Raw genomic sequence first — 19,443 nt, 5'->3', positions numbered from 1 at the left:
GGTTATGCGAGTTTTTTTATGCCGTTCATTGTTCTATTCTCAAAATAATTTTTTATATTTGGGGATACGCATAGGAGAGTGTTAACTAAAATAATACGACAATGAAAAAACTCTATTTCTTTACCATGCTTTCAATCATGTTGTTGGCGGTAACAGGTGCGATGGCCCAGAAGAAAACTAAAATCAAGGTGACCGAGTTGAAAGGAATCTGGCAACTTTGCCACTATGTATCGGAATCTCCCGATGTTCCGGGAGAGTTGAAACCCAGTAATACTTTTAAGGTATTGAGTGAAGACGGAAGAATCGTGAACTTCACCGTTATCCCCGGTTCCAGTGCGATTATTACAGGATATGGGACATGGAAACTGCTGACGGATGATTCTTATAAAGAAAGTATAGAAAAGAATATCCATCTTCCGATGTTGGACAATCAGGATAATATTCTCGAATTTGAGATTAAGGACAGTGACTTTTTGTATTTAAAATACTTTATCAAGAATGATTTGAATGGAAACGAACTGAATACTTGGTACTATGAAACTTGGAAACGGGTGGAGATGCCGGCTAAGTTTCCGGAAGATATTGTGCGATAAAAATATAGGAATGTGAAAGTTGCTTTAATTTTAGGCAGCTTATGATACATTCAATAAGGTCTTATACGTTGCTGGATTCCGGTGCAGAAGGCATATATGTATATAATGATGTGCCTCAAACTGAAATGATGTTTTTGAATTGGAATGGATAATAACGGTTACTAGTGAGCCACTTGATAGAAGTATCTACCCAATATTGTCCTAAATAAATTGGGGGAACAAATAAAAAGGAAGTAGAACTAAGGTAAAATGACTACCTTAGTAGCGAGCCACCAACTCATCTACTTCCTATGGCAAATATAACACTTTTCGCACAGGTAATATCACATCTCCCGAAAGAAAATATCAGGAAAATCATAAAATCTTCGGGGTCAGACAAGCATTGTAAGGGCTACAATACATGGAGTCAGTTTGTTAGCATGATTTTCAGCCAATTCTCAGGATGTGATTCAGTCAGAGATATCTCAAACGGGCTGAAATCAGCCACCGGCAACCTCAATCATTTGGGAATCAACCGTGCACCATCCAAGTCAACGGTAGCATATCAGAACGCCAACCGAGACAGTTCGGTTTTTCGCGGCATATTCTACTCGTTGTTTCAGTATTTCGGACAGCAAGCCCTATGGCAACGAAGAAAGTTCCGTTTCAAGATGCCGATAAAACTGCTCGACTCCACATTGGTGTCATTGACTCTGTCAATATATGACTGGGCACATTACACTACCACCAAGGGGGCGGTCAAGATGCACACGCTATTGGACTATGACAGTCTTTTGCCGGAGTTCGTGAATATCACCGATGGCAAAACCACCGACAACAAAGCTGCTTTTGATATTGAGTTACATCCGTATAGTATTGTAGTAGCCGACCGAGGCTACTGTGACTACTCATTGCTGAATAATTGGGACAGCAGCAACGTGTTCTTTGTAGTGCGTCATAAAGACAATATCCGGTACAAAGCCATAGAGGAGTTGCCTTTGCCTGAAAAACACGCTCAGAATGTACTTATTGACGAAATAATCGAGTTCGAACTCTCGGCGGCCAAATCCAAATATCCCAAACGTTTACGTCGCATCGCAGTATGGAACGATGAACACGGTTTTGAAATTGAGTTACTCACAAACAACTTCACATTGGCAGCATCAAGCATAGCGGCTCTGTACAAGGCTCGGTGGAACATAGAAATCTTCTTTCGCAACCTCAAGCAACTGCTACGCATCAAGAGCTTTATCGGCACATCCCGCAATGCCGTAGAGACCCAAATATGGACTGCTATGACTACAATGCTGATTCTGACATGGCTAAAGCACATCGCAAGATACAAATGGGCATTGGCTAACCTTGTGGTCACCCTCCGGCTGAACACATTTACCAAAATCGACCTCCAAAAATGGCTTGATCAACCATTTACACCACCTCCCGAAACCATCGAAAACGATTAGGGGGGATTGATTTTGAACTCTCGAGGCTATACTTAACAGTATAGTCAGTTAGCTCATGCTCAAAATTTATTTAGGACAATATTGGTATCTACCGGAAAAATATACAAAAATAGTTTGCCAATTCAAAGAAAAGCCGTACTTTTGCAAGCCGATTATTATCAAAAATGATAAGAGATTAATTCATAGCAAGTTAGTACTCCTTTGTCCGGGGAAGACTAATGAGTGGTGAAGAAAATTTTTAGTAGTAACATTTAAAAAACAAAAATTAGAGTGGATACTTTAAGTTACAAGACCATTTCTGCCAACAAAGCAACTGTAACCAAAGAATGGGTTATTGTTGACGCTACAAACCAAACATTGGGTCGTCTGGGAGCAAAAGTTGCAAAATTGTTGAGAGGAAAGTACAAACCGAACTTTACTCCTCACGTAGACTGCGGTGATAACGTTATCATCATCAATGCAGACAAAGTAAAACTGACTGGTAACAAGTGGAATGACAGAGTTTATTTGTCATATACAGGCTACCCCGGTGGTCAGAGAGAGATGACTCCTGCCCGTTTGATTGCTAAACCGAACGGTGAAGAGAGATTACTGAAAAAAGTAGTGAAGGGCATGCTTCCTAAGAACATTCTGGGAGCTAAATTGCTGAACAACCTGTATGTTTACGCTGGTAGCGAACACAAACATGCAGCTCAGAACCCGAAAATGATTGATATTAATTCATATAAATAAGATATAATGGAAGTAGTAAATGCATTAGGCAGACGTAAACGTGCAATTGCACGTGTTTTCGTAAGCGAAGGTACAGGAAAGATTACTATTAACAAGAGAGACCTTGCAGAGTACTTTCCATCAACTATTCTTCAGTATGTTGTAAAACAACCATTGAACAAGTTGGGTGCTGCTGAGAAGTATGACATCAAAGTAAACTTGTGCGGTGGCGGTTTCACTGGTCAGTCTCAGGCTTTGCGTTTGGCAATTGCCCGTGCTCTGGTTAAAATCAACGCTGAAGATAAAGCTGCTCTTCGTGCAGAAGGCTTCATGACTCGTGACCCGCGTTCTGTTGAACGTAAGAAACCGGGACAGCCGAAAGCTCGTAGAAGATTCCAGTTCAGCAAACGTTAATGGGTTGCCTGGTCAAGGAATATGTTTAGTATCTAAACTACTGGGACTCTGCTTACAGACTACCCGGCGGTTGGTTTAGAAAAACAAAAAAGAAAGTAAACGATTTAAAGAAAAACAAGATGTCAAGAACAAATTTTGATACATTATTGGAAGCCGGATGCCACTTCGGACACCTTAAGAGAAAGTGGAATCCTGCAATGGCTCCTTATATTTTCATGGAACGCAATGGTATTCACATCATTGACCTCCACAAAACAGTTGCAAAAGTAGACGAAGCTGCTGAAGCTTTGAAACAGATTGCCAAATCAGGCAAGAAAGTTCTTTTTGTTGCTACTAAAAAACAAGCTAAACAAGTTGTAGCTGAGAAAGCTCAATCTGTTAATATGCCTTATGTAATCGAGCGCTGGCCGGGCGGTATGTTGACCAACTTCCCGACTATCCGTAAGGCTGTGAAGAAAATGGCTACTATCGACAAATTGACTAACGATGGTACTTATTCTAACCTCTCTAAGAGAGAAATTCTTCAGATTTCACGTCAACGTGCAAAATTGGACAAGACTTTGGGCTCTATCGCTGACCTGACTCGTCTGCCGTCTGCACTGTTCGTTATCGATGTAATGAAAGAAAATATCGCTGTTCGCGAAGCGAACCGTTTGGGTATTCCTGTGTTCGGTATCGTTGATACTAACTCTGATCCTTCAAACGTAGATTTCGTAATTCCTGCTAACGATGACGCTACTAAATCGGTAGAAGTTATCCTGGATGCTTGTTGCGCTGCTATGATCGAAGGCTTGGAAGAAAGAAAAGCTGAAAAGATCGACATGGAAGCTGCCGGTGAAGCTCCTGCCAACAAAGGCAAGAAAAAATCTGTGAAAGCTAGACTCGACAAGTCTGACGAAGAAGCTATCAACGCAGCTAAAGCTGCTGCTTTCATCAAGGAAGACGAAGAGGCTTAATATATAAAATGTGCCAATTTGCTGATGTGCAAGAGTATGCTTATACGCTTGTATCTTGATTGGCAGATTGGCACATTTTTTGTTTTGAAAATTATTATTCATTTAAATAAAAGAAATTATTATGGCTGTAAGTATGGCTGATATTACCAAGCTGCGCAAAATGACCGGAGCTGGTATGATGGATTGCAAAAACGCGTTGACCGAAGCGGAAGGCGATTTCGACAAGGCAATGGAAATTATCCGCAAGAAAGGACAAGCTGTTGCTGCTAAGCGTTCGGAACGTGAAGCCTCAGAAGGTTGCGTTTTGGCAAAAACTACCGGTGACCGTGCTGTTATCGTTGCTTTGAAGTGTGAAACTGACTTTGTGGCTCAGAATGCTGATTTCGTGAAACTGACTCAGGATATTCTTGATCTTGCTGTGGCTAACAAATGTAAGACTTTGGATGAAGTAAAAGCATTGCCAATGGGTAACGGTACTGTACAGGATGCAGTGACTGACCGTAGTGGTATCACAGGTGAGAAAATGGAACTTGACGGTTACATGACTGTAGAGGGGGTATGCACAGCTGTTTACAACCACATGAACAGAAATGGCCTTTGTACTATTGTTGCTTTCAACAAGGAAGTTAACGAGCAGCTGGCTAAGCAAGTAGCTATGCAGATTGCTGCCATGAACCCGATTGCTATTGATGAAGACGGTGTTTCTGAAGAAATAAAACAGAAAGAAATCGAGGTTGCCATTGAGAAGACAAAAGTTGAACAGGTACAGAAAGCTGTAGAAGCTGCACTGAAGAAAGCTAACATCAACCCGGCTCATGTGGACAGCGAAGAACACATGGAAAGCAACATGGCTAAAGGCTGGATTACTGCTGAAGATGTAGCGAAAGCAAAAGAAATCATTGCTACTGTTTCTGCTGAGAAGGCTGCACACCTGCCTGAACAAATGATTCAGAACATCGCTAAAGGTCGTCTGGGTAAGTTCTTGAAAGAAGTTTGCTTGCTGAACCAGGAAGATATCATGGAAGGTAAGAAGACTGTAAGAGAAGTATTGGCTGCCGCTGATCCTGAACTGAAGATTGTTGACTTCAAGCGTTTCACTTTGAAAGCTGAATAATCTTCTTTTAAAATATAGTAGATAGAAAACGGTCACACGAATGTTCGCAGTGGCCGTTTCTTATGTTCAACCGCCTATACCTTTTGTCTTAGCATATCCTTCCTTGACAAGCAGTTCCATAATCTTAGTCTTGAAATCTCCCTGTATGATGATTTCTCCGTCCTTTGCCGAACCACCTACACCGCATTTGCTTTTCAGCTGTTTGCCGAGTTCTTTCAGGTCATTCTCCGTACCGACGAACCCGGTAATTAATGTTACCACTTTTCCGCCACGGTTCTTTTTATCGATGGAAACTCGCAGGTTTTGTTTGGCTTTATCAAGGGTGGTCTGTTCTTCATCGTCATCCGTCTCATAACCGAAGTCAGGATTCGTGGAATACACGATGTTCAGTCTGTCTTTCCAATCATTTTTTTTCATATTCGTCATTTTTATTTCTTCTCAAAAGTATCAAACTTATGGAGAAGAGCAAAATTTGTACCACTTTTCATTGTTTTGTTTAATCTCTATTAAGGTTTTCCATGATACGGTTGTCAATTTCAAAAAATAATGTACTTTTGCAAAAGAGCAAATTTTGTAAGAAATATGAGCACTTATATACGGAAAGAGGCGGATAAAGTGCCGGAGCCTACCTTGCGCAGACTTCCCTGGTATCTGTCTAATCTGAAACTAATGAAAGAAAAAGGAGAGCAATATGTCTCTTCCACACAAATCTCTAAGGAAATAAATATTGACGCTTCCCAAATCGCCAAGGATTTGTCGTACGTTAATATTTCGGGACGTACGAGAGTCGGTTATAACATCGACGCACTGATTGAAGTGCTGGAGAGCTTTCTTGGATTTACCAATATGCACAAAGCCTTTTTGTTTGGTGTAGGTAGCTTAGGTGGAGCTTTGCTTCGCGACTCGGGTTTGCAGCATTTCGGATTGGAGATTGTCGCGGCTTTTGATGTCAATCCGGAATTGGTAGGAAAGGACTTGGACGGAATCCCTATTTTTCATTCCGACGATTTTGAAGCGAAGATGAAAGAATACGATGTGAATATCGGTGTGCTGACAGTGCCTATTAATATTGCTCAGGAGATTACAAACAAGATGGTAGACGGTGGCATAAAGGCGGTATGGAACTTTACTCCTTTCCGTATTCGCGTGCCTGAGAATATTGTCGTACAGAATACTTCCCTTTATGCCCACCTGGCCGTGATGTTTAACCGATTGAATTTTAACGAGAAATAATGAAGATTATCGCAGTAGGAATGAACTATGCCCAGCATAACAAAGAACTGGGACATACACGGGTAAATACGGAACCGGTCATTTTTATGAAACCGGACTCTGCTATTCTAAAAGATGGCAAACCGTTTTTCATTCCCGACTTTTCTGACGAGATACATTATGAAACGGAACTGGTCGTCCGAATCAACCGATTGGGGAAGAATATCGCTCCCCGTTTTGCGAACCGGTATTATGATGCAGTGACGGTAGGCATTGACTTCACAGCCCGTGACCTTCAGCGGAAGTTCCGCGAACAGGGACATCCTTGGGAGTTGTGTAAAGGTTTCGATTCATCTGCCGCTATCGGGGATTTTGTTCCCGTAGATCGCTATAAGGATATTCGGAATCTGAACTTCAACCTGTTGATTGACGGTAAAGAAGTGCAGCAAGGCTGTACGGCGGACATGCTTTTCAAAGTAGATGATATCATAGCGTATGTCAGCCGATTTGTTACATTGAAAATCGGTGATTTGCTGTTCACCGGTACTCCTGCAGGTGTCGGACCTGTCAGTATCGGACAACACTTGCAAGGCTATCTGGGAGGGGAGAAACTGCTGGATTTTTATATCCGTTGATTGAGCTTCAAACATTCATCATCAACCACTATCACAATTGTCAGTACTCATTTATTAAACAAATTATGAAAATAAGAGTAGGTTTTGGCTTCGACGTACATCAGTTGGTCGAAGGGCGCGAACTGTGGATCGGCGGTATCCTTTTGGAGCATACGAAAGGATTGTTGGGACATTCGGACGCTGATGTATTATTGCACGCCGTTTGCGATGCCTTGTTGGGAGCGGCAAATATGCGCGACATTGGCTATCACTTTCCCGATACAGCGGGAGAATATAAAAATATAGACAGCAAGATTCTGTTGAAAAAGACTGTGGAATTGATTGCTACCAAAGGATATAAGGTCGGCAATATTGACGCCACCATCTGTGCCGAGCGTCCGAAACTCAAAGCACATATTCCTTTGATGCAGGAGACGATGGCAACAGTCATGGGCATCGATACAGATGATATTTCCATAAAAGCGACTACAACCGAGAAACTCGGGTTTACAGGTCGCGAAGAAGGTATCTCAGCCTATGCCACAGTACTGATAGAGAAGAATAATTAACCCCCTAATATGAATAATTATGATTCGACTTTTGAGATTTCACTTAACACTAATCTTACTGTTGGCAACTACTTTTTGTATGGCTCAAAAGAGTGAACTGAAGTTTGGTAAAGATGGTAAGTTCAAGATTGTGCAATTCACCGATGTGCACTTCAAGTATGGTAATCCGGCTTCTGATGTAGCATTGGAACGTATCAATCAAGTACTTGATGCCGAACAACCGGATTTGGTTGTTTTTACCGGCGATGTCGTTTACGCAGCACCTGCCGATTCCGGCATGTTGAAGGTCTTGGAACAGGTATCCAAGCGCAAGCTTCCTTTCGTTGTGACTTTTGGCAACCATGATGATGAACAGGGATTGACACGGTCGCAGCTATATGACATCATTCGCACCGTTCCAGGTAATTTACTGCCTGACCGAGGAACTGCTTTGTCACCGGATTATGTATTGACCGTCAAATCGTCTTCCGATTCAAAGAAGGATGCAGCCCTGCTTTATTGTATGGACTCTCACTCTTATTCACCTTTGAAAGATGTGAAGGGATATAATTGGCTTACGTTCGACCAGATAAACTGGTATCGTCAGCAGAGCGCCGCGTATAAAGAACAGAATGGTGGGAAACCGCTACCTGCCCTTGCCTTTTTTCATATACCTTTGCCCGAATATCACGAAGCCGTTCGCGATGAAAACGCAGCTTTTCGTGGGACACGTATGGAAGAAGTCTGTGCCCCTAGAATAAATACAGGAATGTTTGCCGCCATGAAAGAAGCGGGAGACGTGATGGGGATATTTGTCGGACACGACCATGACAACGACTATGCGGTCATGTGGAAAAATATCCTTTTGGCTTACGGGCGTTATACCGGTGGAAATACGGTGTATAATCATTTGCCGAACGGTGCCCGCATCATCGTATTGGATGAAGGCGCCCGCACATTCACTTCCTGGATTCGTCAGAAAGACGGCATTGTGGATAAAGTCTTTTATCCGGCAAGCTTTGTCAAGGACGATTGGACTAAACGTTGAGACTTGCGAACTTCACATGGCTCAGACGTGTATATTTAGCACCATAGCTTTCGTACCGGCGTGACACTTTCGCCGATGCGGCGTAGACAATCTCTCCCAGTCGGTATTCATGCTCTATCCCGGATAAAGTACATGATACCGCACTGGGATTTTTTGACGGAACACTCATGACGACCAGGTTTCCGCCGGCATCCGTCAGCGTGAGCGTCTGTTTGACAAAAAACTGTGGAGTGGTGCCGTTCACTCTTGTTTTGTACGGGTCGTCTTCCAGCCGTACACGGGTCACTTTCAGTTTTAAGTCTGTGAGTTTTTCTCCTATCTCTCCCAAATACCGGCTTAACGCACGTTTTTCTCTGGACTTTCTCTGCATAATGTCCAGATGTATGGAGTGGTAAGCCTGTGCTATCTTGACGAATCGTTCCTGTTTCGGAATTTTCGGAGTAAACTTATAGGCTATCCAACTTAAATAAGCCGGATCTATCTTCAGTATTTCATGCAGGAAATGTCCGCGATACTTCCCGAAGAAGATAAGGTCGTCACCGTTACTCTGCATTCTCTTCTCGTTATAATTCACAAGGATAAGGCAACGTCTTGAGTAATAAAATAGGGTACTTGCCATCCGTAGAGATTCATTAATATCCGGTGACAGGTCATGTATGTAAAGAATCGATTGTTTTTCGGGCAGGGGAGAGTAGAGCCAAAGGGAATAGTTGGGTTTTCCCGGTCGGGGTAACACCACCAAGTAAACACCCGCCTCTTTGAAAGAGGCTCTGCCTCGGTTGTATTCATTCAGTTTGGCATACAATAAGGCTTGCTCGTTTTCGGAAATGCCCGGTAATCTAGGGTTAGCCATAATTGTTCTCGCTTTTGTTATATTTCAAATATAGGAATTTTTATTTGGAAAAGCAACTACTTTGCTGATATTTTCCTTTTCATACCGGTTATGAATTAAACAAAGATAGTCCCTTATTCTTATTGATTTCTATAGCCATTCTTTTATAGCCGGTTCCCCATTCAAACTTATTTCATTCGCTACTTTTATTTCGTATGACTATAGTGTACTTTGCGTATAACTATAGTTATACGCAAGGGAGACTATAGTTATCCTTGCAGAAGATTATAGTCATACGAAAAAAGAATAACTAACGGAGCGAATCTGATCAGGCAAAAAAAGAAATAAAAATAGTATTTGGCCCCTATTCATTCACACATCATTTTGTTTCCTTACTATGTTAATTTTCTGTAATATTGGTGTGTGCGATGTGGGGTCAACCCCTTTGTGTGTCTATTTATATACAAAGCACTTATAATACCATTATATATGATGAATGTTAACCTTATCTCTAAAATCATCGGTTATGTGTTGCTGAACGCCTGTTCGCTTCACTCTTCGGGTCTGTATACCCGAAAGGTGTCGAATCTCTTAAGCGTGGTTTGGATACTTCGAGATTTTCCCGCTTATTCAATTCCCTGCCGCAATATGGAAAAGATAAACTTGTTTTTAATGGATATGAGCGAGGATGGCACCACAACGGGTGTCACTCGCTATATGGAGACTCTTCTTCGTGGACTACATCGAAGTCTGTTGGGTACATTACTGTATTTCATTTTTATTCTTGCTTAGCTCTTCCGTAACATTTGAGCAAGAGTATGTACCAACTGCCATTGAAAAAAAAACAATCAGGCGGTAAAATTGATATTTCGTCAGGATTCGTTAGAGAAAGCCATTCTTTTATTGGACGAGGCGATTGCTATCGATAGTTCTTATGTCTTGGCTTATACGCATAAATCGCAATGTCTTGACAGATTGGGGAGAGTTCGGGAAGCTTTGCAAACCTGTCTATCTGCTGAGAAGTACGCATTGGAAAATCCTTATTATTATACATTGAAAGGTATTTATTTGGAGAAAAACGGAAAACTGAAGGCTATGCACTGTGCTTATCAGAAATCTTTCATACTTTTGGGCGAAGAATTGAAAAAGAAGCCCGATGCAAATGTGTGTATCAATTATATTATGGCGAAATATCTCAACGATGGTAAAGAAATGTCTGTTCAGGAGATGGAATCTTTGATGCCGGCAACATTTACGGTAGCCGAAAAGAAGAATGTATTGGATTTTTTCAAAACGGTAGGTTTGGCTCAGGCGAAGCAGGGACTACTGGGAAAAACTGTTGATGCTCGAAAAAATAAAGAGTGCGGTGATAAATCTTATCGGAAAATGCACACAAGATCGGACTGAACGTCAGTTGCTATAGTGATAAAACTATTGTTAAACTAAAAAGTACAACTTATGAGAAAAGTAACATGTAAGAGTTTGGATGAATTGGCAAAAGTAATGCCAGTTATCAGGGAAGTGAACCAAAAGATATATGTCGGTGGTACTTCTGGATTTACTGGGACAACGGGATATTATGGAACGACTGGTAGTACCTGGAATGGCTGGGAATAATCTTATCTATCCTAATAACGGAAGTTTGTTTGATGGTGCTATGGATTCAGGAATATAATCCTTGTTCTTATAATAATTATTGTATAGAAGCTGATAATGGCACTTGGAGTGGAGGATATGTTCAGATAGGTGATGAAAGTGTATACATATCTAAAGTCGCAGTTAATAAAATAGCAGGAGAAGGAGAAACATATACTTTCCCTGAATATATAGGATCATTACGCTCTGATACTATGGATAGAGTTTTAAACCAAATTGCTACTTCGATACCTATCTTTGGCCAAGTGTATGATAATATCAATAAGAAATATACAAATATGACATTGGATATTCAGAGTGAATTATTACGAAGAGGCTATACTAAAGATAGTGTGTTTTTTATTAAAAGAACTAATATGCCAGGAACATTAACAGGAGATGTTAGGTTTGATGTTTATGATGTGTCCACTGGTAAAATAATAACTTCTAGAATCCTATAACGTTAATTCTCTATGCGAACCTATGTTGTTTTCTTTTTATTATTTTCGATTTGTGTTCACGCTCAGGATAGAACCTATACACAAATGTATTATTTAGATTTTCATCAGGAAAAGGACAGTCTGTTTAATTGGTATATTAGTAGGGATAAGACCCAAGGCGTCGTCATGCATGACACTACAGTTATGAAAAACAACAAGCACCCATTAGGTATATTCCAGCAATGCTTGTGGAACGTTCATTTTCCGATCAACGTCAATGTATGTCAAAATGTATTATTGCCTAGAACACACAATGCCTCTTATGCAAAGCTTACGTTGCATTGTAAAGGACAAAATTTGTATCGGGCATATATGATTGGTACTGCTCTTGATTATAAGGGAGAGGCTATGGCTACGGATACAGTATTTTTGATAGAAGATAACGATTGGCAAGCATATTCATGCGTTGTCCCTTTGAAAGGGAGTGTGATGTTGAATATACAGATAGAAGTTAGAGGAAATTATGATAAAATCCCTCAAAAATTATTATTAGACCATTTGGATGTTCAGTTAGATAGTTGTTCCCTTGATAGATTTGCAGTACAAGATTCTTATGGAGATCGGGATTTATTAATAGAAAATCCGTTTCCATTATCTTTTGATACAGAGAAAGAATATTCCCAAATTAAACTTTTAGGTAAGTCGAAAGTGTTGGCTCTTGGAGAGACGTTTCATGGGAGTGCTTCCATGACTAAAGTAGCGACAGACATTATGAAATATCAGATTCTGCATAATCATTGTAAACTGATTCTTTTGGAAAGGCCTATTACCCAATGGCTGACCTTAAACCGATATGTGCAAGGCGATGATTCTGTATGTCCGGATAGTTTGTTGTTCGCAGATAAGTTTCCCCTTGGGCAAGAATTGAAAGAGTTTATGCTTTGGTTGAGAAGTTATAACAAAACATCCGGGAAAAAGGTGGGCTTGTATGGCATTGATATTGAAATGATAGATAAAGACGAGGTATATTGGCTGTGAGAATACTTGCGAATATTAAAAGGGGAAAAAATATAAGTGGGATAGATTCTCTCTGCTGGCAATTGATTGAGGGGGAAAATATTGATAATATAGTGGATAAAGCTCAATCCATACCCGAATTAGAGGAAATATTGAGTGGGAAAGAGTATAATGTTTTTCTTCATACGTTGAAACATGTCAAAGATAGATTAGGAAAAAGAAAAGTCTCCTCATCCGATGTCATGCTTTTAAGAGATTCTTGGATGAATTCCTATGCTGGCTATTTAATAGATGAGTTAGTTGATTTGTCAGAAGAAAAGGTGATGATGTATACTCATCTACGACATTCCGCTTTCTCACGTGACCCTATTTACCAAAATAAGATGCTTGGAACTTATATGCGGCAGAAATATGGAAAAGATTATATTTGCATAGGCTTAAGGCGGGTAGAGGTTCTTTTTTGACCATAGATGCTGATAAATTTGTGATAAAGAAGCTTAACCCACCGGTTTATAATAGTTTAGAATCTGTTATGGAGGAACTGGGGGAGGATTATTGCTATGCTTCTGTTCGCCATGATTCCTATTTGGCTTGTATGATCAGGGGATTTGGATCGGTTGTGAAAGATAATCTGTATGTTAATCTTTCTTCGTTGTCATATTATATGGATGGAGTCATTTATATCAGAGAAAGTAAACCCCTGTTTTATCCGAAAGAGTTGTTGAATAAGCGTATAGAGAAGGCATATATACAAAGGACTTGGAAGAATTATGGTAAGGTTAAAAATTATTGGATGTAGAGATATCGCTAGCTCATATAATTCAAGTGAGCATTGGAAGTATGGGACCGTTTATTCTATTGCAAAAAAATGATATTGTTATAATATCGCGTTTTTTGAAAGAATACCAGTGTAAATAATTCGAAGAATTTTAGACTGGAGTAGAGTGAAAACATCTGATGAGGCATTATTGGTTACTTTGATTCATGAGGCTATACATGCAAGGCATTTTGCAGCATTTCATGGTGCGTAACGAACAACGTGACATAAAAGTTTGTTTTAATTCTAGTTTGATTGATACGATAGTGCGTGAAGGTATAGCGGACGGAAAGCCCTTGCAAGGCGCAGTATCTGTCTTTTATCATCATTGAAAGTCATTACTCTTTGGCAAGTAATTTGTATGCAAAGTGTTCTTTGATAACTTGCTAATAGAATATAAAACAGATATGCCCGATGTGGGGTTGTCCCCCTTTGTGTGCCTATTTATATACAAAGCACTTATAATACCATTATATATGATGAATGTTAATCTTATCTCTAAAATCACCGATTATGTGTTGCTGAACGCTTGTTCGCTTCACTCTTCGGGTCTGTATACCGGAAAGGCGGGAGTCTCTTTGGCTCTTTTCGAAGTATCCGGTCTGATGAAAGATGACTATCTGGAAGAGCGTGCCTTTGAATTGCTCGAAGAATCCCTGCTTTATAAAGGAGACGATTTGAGTTTCCATAAAGGCTATTCCGGTATTCGTTTTGCATTGCTCTATTTGGTCGAACATCGTTTTGTAGATGCGGATATCCACGAACTGTTTGGCAAGCAGGAACAGCAATTGCAGGCATTCACCGGAGAACTGCTTCCTGTTGCGAGTATCCCCGATACTCCTTTGTCCGTGTGTATAGACCGGCTTTATCTGTTACGCTGTGACGAAAAACGCAACCGCGAAGAAATAGAATGGCTGGAATCGTTCTTCTTTTCCGCTTCCGAGGATGAATTGGAACGCAAACTGCTGGCAATCATGAGTCCGAAAGGCGTCAACATCTCTTATGGCGGTGGCTTGTCGCGTTGGTTGCTCTATGCCGTTTATGTCGAATCTCTTAAGTGTGGTCTGGATACTTCGAGATTTTCCCGCTTATTCAATCCTCTGCCGCAATGGAAAAGATAAATTTGTTTTTAATGGATATGAGCGAGGATGGCACCACAACGGGTGTCACTCGCTATATGGAGACTCTTCTTCGCGGACTGTCGGCTTGTCCGGACATCGAGGTTTGTTGGATACGGTTGGTTCATTCGCGAAGCAAGTTGATTCATCGTTTGGGACGGGTAGGTAATCATCTTGAGTATATTATACCTCTGCCGTTGTCTATGGATCCTATCATTAATGAATCATACTGGAATCAGAAATATAATTCAGTAGTATTCCATATTATAGGGCATCTTTTTGAGGGGAAAAGTAATATTATACTCCATACGCATACGTTAAATCTGATAGATTTGGCACTTTATATACGTTCGAAGGTGGATTGTAAGATTATTACTCATTTGCACTGCATCCCATGGAAAGGAATTTATAACCGTAATTTGAGACATTTCAATCATTTATATGAAATGGCTTACCTGCATCCTACTCTCGAAACCGACCGTAAGTTAATTCTTAGTGATTGGGAATATCGTTCTTATACGAAAGCGGATCGTCTTATCTGTGTCACCCGGTGTGGTGCCGATTTTATTCGTAAAGGTGTCACAGGAGCGTTACCTCCGATGGATATTATCCCTAATGGTATGGATGATTTCTACGAAAAAAGAACGGTGGGGCGTAAAAAAGATAAACTGATTCGTTTGGTTTATGCAGGTGCGTTATCTCCCAGTAAAGGGTTGCAGTTTATTCTGGAGGCGTTGCGTGGCATGAAGCAGAGGGGATATGATAATATACAATTGCAGATAGCGGGCGGAGGGCATCCCCGGTTTGTCAGTTCTTTGGCTTCGCAATACCGCGATTTGGATATCAGATTTTTGGGCTTACTGCCTTTTGATAAGTTGAAAGAGGTTTATCGGAATAGTGATATCGGTGTGATTGCTTCTTTGCAGGAACAGGCAAGTTATGTGGCGCTAGAGATGGCGATGTTTGGGCTTGCGGTGGTTACCACCGCAGTAGACGGGCTTGACGAAATGTTCACGGATGGAGTGACGGCTTTAAAAGTAGGCGTTACTTTCTCTGTGGAAGGTGGTCTGAAAGTGGACGTAAAGATGTTGGAAGATAAGTTGATAGAACTGATTGATAATAAAAAGAAGAGACAACGACTACGCAATAATGCAAGGCAGATGTATTTGAAAAAACTGACTTTGGAGCAAATGACAGAACGGACGGTTTCTATTTATCGTCAGTTGCTATAGTGGTTAATATATTGTTTAATTAAAAAATTGATTTATGAGAAAAGTAACACGTAAGAGTTTGGATGAATTGGCAAAGGTTATGCCGATTATCAGTGAAGAAAATCAGAAAATGTATGTAGGTGGTACGGCAGGGTATACAGGTTCTACAGGATATACTGGCACTACAGGCGTGGACAATATAACTGGCTGGGTAGGTCCTTATGATGGCGATAATACAGGGTATGCTGGAGGAAATTATGGAGACAATATTGGTGGAGCAGGTCCGACAGGTTCTTATGGAACAACAGGTAGCTATAATGGTCAGGAGTGTACAATGACTAGTGGAGTTCGTGTTGTAGTGAATTTGAATCGAACAGATTTTGGAAACGATTCAACATTGGGACATTATATGGCTACTGCATATGATGCTGCAGGATGTGTAGTGGGGCAAATAACAGGAGTAATGCTTGAGCCGGGACGTGATTATGACAGGGAGACTGTTGCCGGGTCTGATACAGCAATCCCTTCTGGGACTTATAATGTAGTTCCTTCTACTTATCATGGGCAATCTGGTTATTACCAAGTGGAAGGAGTCTCTGGGAGAAGTGCCATTTTGATACATCCGGGAAATACAGGCAATGATACTTTAGGGTGTCTGTTGCCTGGTACAACGGGTGTGACGGGAGTAGGAGATCCTACAGTATCTAACAGTCGTAGTGCTTGTTCGGAATTGTTTGACTTCTTTGAAAGAAATGGCTCAAGTGGAGTAACTATTAATATTTATGGATGATTGTTATGATTAGAACTTATTTGTTTTCTCTTTTATTGTTCTGCTCGGCTGTATTGGCTGCGCAAAATAATGTTGATACATTACGGTTGAACTCTTCTTATCGAGAGTTGGTACGAAATAAAAAGTCTGTAGAAGTTCAGAAAGAATTCCTTGACGCATTTCCTGATACATGGAAATCTTTTTTGAGCACTTATGATTTTTATCTTAAGGAAGATTTGACTATGTATAAATTGGGGTATGATCATATTGTGAATGGTTTAGGAAATCTGGTAACTTTATTGCCTGACTCTATTTATTGTGATAAATTGATAGCACTAAGTATCGGTGGAAGATGGGAAGCTGATGCACCTAATTATCTGCAAATGGTTGTCAGAAAAGCTATGCAAAAGAAACCGGAAGTGATGTTTCAACGTTTGTCCTTATTAAGACAAGAAGATGTTTTTTCTTTTTGGTATTTTTTCTTTCATAGTTTACATTCAACAAAAGAAGATATACGTCTGTATTCTGAATTGCATGACAAAATGCAAAAGAAATATCCAATGATTGTGAAAGACATGAAAGCAGCTTTTGCTATATCTTCTGGGAAAGCTTCTGTTTCTTTACCTTGAAATAGAGGTATAATGTAATCACATAACGATTATTTGTAATTCCATTACTGCTAACTGCAAGAAAAAAAACGATAAAATGACATATTAAATTATCAATAAATTAAGTATTATGAAAAAGTTTACCTTTAGTTTTTTATTATTAGTTTGGATATGTAACAGTATCCAAATGTTTGCTCAAAAGAAAATGATTCAAGTGCGTGAAGACGGAGTTTATTTGTATGTAGATCAAATGCCTGTATACTCCCAAGGTGGTCAAGAAGGAATAATGAAATATTTGACAGAGACCGTGAAATATCCGACAGAGGCTCAGGAAAAAGGAATATCGGGAAACGTACTTGTGCAATTCGTGGTAAAGAAGAACGGTAAAATTTCAGACTTTAAAGTCGTGCGGGGAGTTGAACCGTCGTTGGATGAAGAGGCTCTTCGGGCAGTGAAAGGAATTCCCGGTAAATGGATACCTGGTAGAGAGAAAGGAAAGAAAGTTCCGGTGTCGTATACTATTCCGGTTAGTTTCCGATTGACGGGGAAAAGCCAGTCGGCATCTTCGAGTAATAGTGTGACGGTGAATAAGAATATAAAAGCCTCTTTGGAGGGAATCTGGCAAATTTGTACCCGTGTCAAGCCTCTAGGTTACGGAAAGTTTGATATTCAAACCGGACCTTATTTGAAGATATTTTCTTCAGATAAGAATTTTTTCAATATGCATTTATCCACTATGAATGGAAGGTCTGTCATAACGGCAATGGGAACTTATGAACAAACATCGGACAACACTTATGTGGAGAAAATCTTTAAATCGGTAACAGAACCAGAACTGACAGGTGCAGACAGTAAGCTTGAGTTCGGATTCATCTCTGAGAATTTATTAGAGGTTAGTTTTCGGTTGCCTGGACGTCCGGTAAATAGCAGAGAAATTTGGGTTCGAGTGATTCAGCCGAATTTGAAACAACCGGAGATACTTCTTCAAACTTTCTGACAATAAACTTTCTATGAAAAGATATGGTGAAAAATGATATTTCTGAAGAACGGCAAGCGGCTTCTCCAACGGAGCGTAGTGAAGAAGTCCAAGCCATCATTGACCGTATGCCAACCAATGGAGCTACTTGGGTGGCTGTCATAACCGGTATACTGATAGGAGTCGTTCTTTTGCTGGGATTTATCATCAAGTATCCGGATACGGTGGACGGGCAGATTATTATTACTGCCCACTCCGCTCCCGTGCGCTTGGTTGCTAATAGTACCGGGAAAGTTCATCTTCTGATAACAGATAAAAGCAGGGTATCGGAAGGGGATGTAATCGGCTACATTGAGAGTGGTGTCAATTATGAGGATGTGCTTAGGATAGACTCACTGTTGTCTGTCTATAATATCCGTTTCCTTGGTCAGTTGTCCGTCCCTCCCTCGCTGACCTTAGGCGAAATTGCTTCCTCTTTTAGTGCATTTATGATTGCTCATTTGCAGTATTTGCGTTTTGTGGAGTCGGATATGTATAAAATCCGGCGTTTAGGTTTACAACGCCAGATAAGGATTGACGAAGAAATTATCCGAAATATGAAGAAAGAAGATACCTTGAAAAAGCAATTGCTGCATATAAGCGGGGATAGAACGAGAAAGGATAGCACATTGGCTGCTCAGAAAGCAATAAGTGAAGAGGAATATTTGAGGCAATCTTCCGAGTATTTGTCACATAAAGATAATTATGAAGCGTTTCGGAATGAGATGCTCTCCCGGCAGGCACAAATCTATAAAAACAGACAAGAACTGGAGCAGGTGGGTTTGGAGGAACAGGAAAATAGAGATAAGCTATTTGCCGAACTGTTGGCGCGTAAGAATGAACTGACAAATGCGATTCGGATGTGGAAAGAGAAGTATGTGCAGTATGCTCCTGTCAGCGGAGAACTGGAATTTCTAGGATTCTGGCGGGAAAACGGTTTTGTACAGAACGGGCAGGAACTCTTCTCAATAATCCCTTCAAAGAATAAAATGGTGGGAGAGGTGATGATACCTTCTTACGGGGTGGGTAAGATAAAAGTAGGGCAGACCGCTAATGTGAAGATTGAGAACTACCCTTATGATGAGTATGGACTGTTGAGAGGAAAGGTGCAGTCGGTTTCGCGCCTGTCGCATAAAATGCAGATGGCTGACGGCAAGAGTGCGAATGCTTATCGGGTCATAATTTCGTTTCCCAACGGAGCGCATACAAATTTCGGGAAAGAACTGATGCTTGATTTTGAGAGTATCGGCAATGTGGAGATAATAACAAAACCTAAAAGATTGATTGAAAGGTTATTCGACAATCTGAAAGCAAAAACAGAAAAATAAA

The 19,443-nt window shown here is 40.5% G+C and carries 25 protein-coding genes; 23 read left to right on the top strand and 2 right to left on the bottom strand.

Features of this window, described 5'->3' with window-relative positions:
* Positions 1–101 precede the first annotated feature (101 nt).
* From AB9N12_RS03970 to tsf, 6 genes are all read left to right on the top strand, one after another.
* Positions 102–593: a DUF4488 domain-containing protein gene (locus tag AB9N12_RS03970; RefSeq protein ID WP_369889882.1), complete on the top strand. Its 492-nt coding sequence runs from the start codon at positions 102–104 to the stop codon at positions 591–593.
* A 290-nt stretch (positions 594–883) separates the two neighbouring features.
* On the top strand, positions 884–2,035 hold the full coding sequence (locus AB9N12_RS03965) for an IS4 family transposase (protein WP_369888970.1): 1,152 nt from the start codon (positions 884–886) through the stop codon (positions 2,033–2,035).
* A 270-nt stretch (positions 2,036–2,305) separates the two neighbouring features.
* Positions 2,306–2,767: a 50S ribosomal protein L13 gene (gene rplM / locus AB9N12_RS03960; RefSeq protein WP_369889880.1), complete on the top strand. Its 462-nt coding sequence runs from the start codon at positions 2,306–2,308 to the stop codon at positions 2,765–2,767.
* A 6-nt stretch (positions 2,768–2,773) separates the two neighbouring features.
* Positions 2,774–3,160, top strand: a complete 387-nt coding sequence (gene rpsI / locus AB9N12_RS03955; RefSeq protein ID WP_369889878.1) for a 30S ribosomal protein S9 — start codon at positions 2,774–2,776, stop codon at positions 3,158–3,160.
* A 119-nt stretch (positions 3,161–3,279) separates the two neighbouring features.
* On the top strand, positions 3,280–4,116 hold the full coding sequence (gene rpsB / locus AB9N12_RS03950) for a 30S ribosomal protein S2 (protein WP_024987603.1): 837 nt from the start codon (positions 3,280–3,282) through the stop codon (positions 4,114–4,116).
* Between the two features lie 121 nt (positions 4,117–4,237).
* Positions 4,238–5,230 carry a translation elongation factor Ts gene (gene tsf / locus AB9N12_RS03945; protein WP_369889876.1) on the top strand — a complete coding sequence of 331 codons (993 nt, stop codon included), beginning with the start codon at positions 4,238–4,240 and terminating at the stop codon, positions 5,228–5,230.
* Positions 5,231–5,296: 66 nt separating this feature from the next.
* Here the strand turns inward: tsf and AB9N12_RS03940 are convergent, their stop codons facing one another.
* A complete protein-coding gene (locus AB9N12_RS03940; protein ID WP_369889874.1) occupies positions 5,297–5,647 on the bottom strand; it encodes a translation initiation factor in 351 nt (116 codons plus the stop codon).
* Between the two features lie 165 nt (positions 5,648–5,812).
* On the opposite strand from AB9N12_RS03940, the gene AB9N12_RS03935 reads away from it, so the two are divergent.
* The 4 genes from AB9N12_RS03935 to AB9N12_RS03920 all read left to right on the top strand — a co-directional run bounded on the left by AB9N12_RS03935 (position 5,813) and on the right by AB9N12_RS03920 (position 8,652).
* Entirely contained in the window at positions 5,813–6,463 is a 651-nt protein-coding gene (locus AB9N12_RS03935) for a redox-sensing transcriptional repressor Rex (protein ID WP_369889872.1), read from the top strand.
* Positions 6,463–7,077: a fumarylacetoacetate hydrolase family protein gene (locus AB9N12_RS03930; RefSeq protein ID WP_369889870.1), complete on the top strand. Its 615-nt coding sequence runs from the start codon at positions 6,463–6,465 to the stop codon at positions 7,075–7,077. The genes AB9N12_RS03935 and AB9N12_RS03930 overlap by 1 nt, the downstream gene beginning before the upstream one ends.
* Before the next feature lie 65 nt (positions 7,078–7,142).
* Entirely contained in the window at positions 7,143–7,625 is a 483-nt protein-coding gene (ispF, locus tag AB9N12_RS03925) for a 2-C-methyl-D-erythritol 2,4-cyclodiphosphate synthase (RefSeq protein WP_369889869.1), read from the top strand.
* Positions 7,626–7,644: 19 nt separating this feature from the next.
* Positions 7,645–8,652, top strand: coding sequence for a metallophosphoesterase (locus AB9N12_RS03920; protein WP_369889867.1), 1,008 nt, complete (start codon positions 7,645–7,647; stop codon positions 8,650–8,652).
* On the opposite strand, the gene AB9N12_RS03915 is transcribed toward AB9N12_RS03920, so the two are convergent.
* Entirely contained in the window at positions 8,642–9,505 is an 864-nt protein-coding gene (locus tag AB9N12_RS03915) for a hypothetical protein (RefSeq protein WP_369889865.1), read from the bottom strand. The genes AB9N12_RS03920 and AB9N12_RS03915 overlap by 11 nt on opposite strands.
* Before the next feature lie 468 nt (positions 9,506–9,973).
* Here AB9N12_RS03915 and AB9N12_RS03910 point away from each other — a divergent pair, with 468 nt between their 5' ends.
* From AB9N12_RS03910 to AB9N12_RS03850, 13 genes are all read left to right on the top strand, one after another.
* Entirely contained in the window at positions 9,974–10,276 is a 303-nt protein-coding gene (locus AB9N12_RS03910) for a hypothetical protein (RefSeq protein ID WP_369889864.1), read from the top strand.
* 69 nt (positions 10,277–10,345) lie between these two features.
* Positions 10,346–10,891: a hypothetical protein gene (locus AB9N12_RS03905; protein WP_369889862.1), complete on the top strand. Its 546-nt coding sequence runs from the start codon at positions 10,346–10,348 to the stop codon at positions 10,889–10,891.
* Positions 10,892–10,942: 51 nt separating this feature from the next.
* Positions 10,943–11,101 carry a hypothetical protein gene (locus tag AB9N12_RS03900; protein WP_369889861.1) on the top strand — a complete coding sequence of 53 codons (159 nt, stop codon included), beginning with the start codon at positions 10,943–10,945 and terminating at the stop codon, positions 11,099–11,101.
* Positions 11,102–11,130: 29 nt separating this feature from the next.
* Positions 11,131–11,580 (top strand): hypothetical protein, encoded by a 450-nt coding sequence (locus AB9N12_RS03895; protein ID WP_369889859.1) that lies wholly within the window; start codon positions 11,131–11,133, stop codon positions 11,578–11,580.
* A 12-nt stretch (positions 11,581–11,592) separates the two neighbouring features.
* The gene (locus AB9N12_RS03890) at positions 11,593–12,597 is read left to right on the top strand and encodes an erythromycin esterase family protein (protein WP_369889858.1); all 1,005 of its coding nucleotides are present in this window, start codon (positions 11,593–11,595) and stop codon (positions 12,595–12,597) included.
* Positions 12,588–13,040, top strand: a complete 453-nt coding sequence (locus AB9N12_RS03885; RefSeq protein WP_369889856.1) for a hypothetical protein — start codon at positions 12,588–12,590, stop codon at positions 13,038–13,040. Before AB9N12_RS03890 ends, AB9N12_RS03885 begins: the two co-directional genes overlap by 10 nt.
* Before the next feature lie 20 nt (positions 13,041–13,060).
* Positions 13,061–13,375, top strand: coding sequence for a hypothetical protein (locus AB9N12_RS03880; protein ID WP_369889854.1), 315 nt, complete (start codon positions 13,061–13,063; stop codon positions 13,373–13,375).
* 494 nt (positions 13,376–13,869) lie between these two features.
* On the top strand, positions 13,870–14,514 hold the full coding sequence (locus AB9N12_RS03875) for a hypothetical protein (protein ID WP_369889852.1): 645 nt from the start codon (positions 13,870–13,872) through the stop codon (positions 14,512–14,514).
* Positions 14,502–15,743 (top strand): glycosyltransferase family 4 protein, encoded by a 1,242-nt coding sequence (locus tag AB9N12_RS03870; protein WP_369889851.1) that lies wholly within the window; start codon positions 14,502–14,504, stop codon positions 15,741–15,743. Before AB9N12_RS03875 ends, AB9N12_RS03870 begins: the two co-directional genes overlap by 13 nt.
* Positions 15,744–15,777: 34 nt before the next feature.
* Complete coding sequence (locus AB9N12_RS03865) at positions 15,778–16,512, top strand: DUF5675 family protein (protein WP_369889850.1); 735 nt, start codon at positions 15,778–15,780, stop codon at positions 16,510–16,512.
* Between the two features lie 5 nt (positions 16,513–16,517).
* Complete coding sequence (locus AB9N12_RS03860; protein WP_369889849.1) at positions 16,518–17,120, top strand: hypothetical protein; 603 nt, start codon at positions 16,518–16,520, stop codon at positions 17,118–17,120.
* Positions 17,121–17,229: 109 nt separating this feature from the next.
* The gene (locus AB9N12_RS03855) at positions 17,230–18,096 is read left to right on the top strand and encodes a TonB family protein (RefSeq protein ID WP_369889848.1); all 867 of its coding nucleotides are present in this window, start codon (positions 17,230–17,232) and stop codon (positions 18,094–18,096) included.
* A gap of 23 nt (positions 18,097–18,119) precedes the next feature.
* A complete protein-coding gene (locus AB9N12_RS03850) occupies positions 18,120–19,442 on the top strand; it encodes an HlyD family efflux transporter periplasmic adaptor subunit (RefSeq protein WP_369889846.1) in 1,323 nt (440 codons plus the stop codon).
* Position 19,443 lies beyond the last annotated feature (1 nt).

Source organism: Bacteroides sp. AN502(2024), from assembly GCF_041227145.1.
GTDB lineage: Bacteria > Bacteroidota > Bacteroidia > Bacteroidales > Bacteroidaceae > Bacteroides.
The sequence above is the reverse complement of the archived record's forward strand: the minus strand, read 5'-3'. Positions and strand labels throughout refer to the sequence as shown.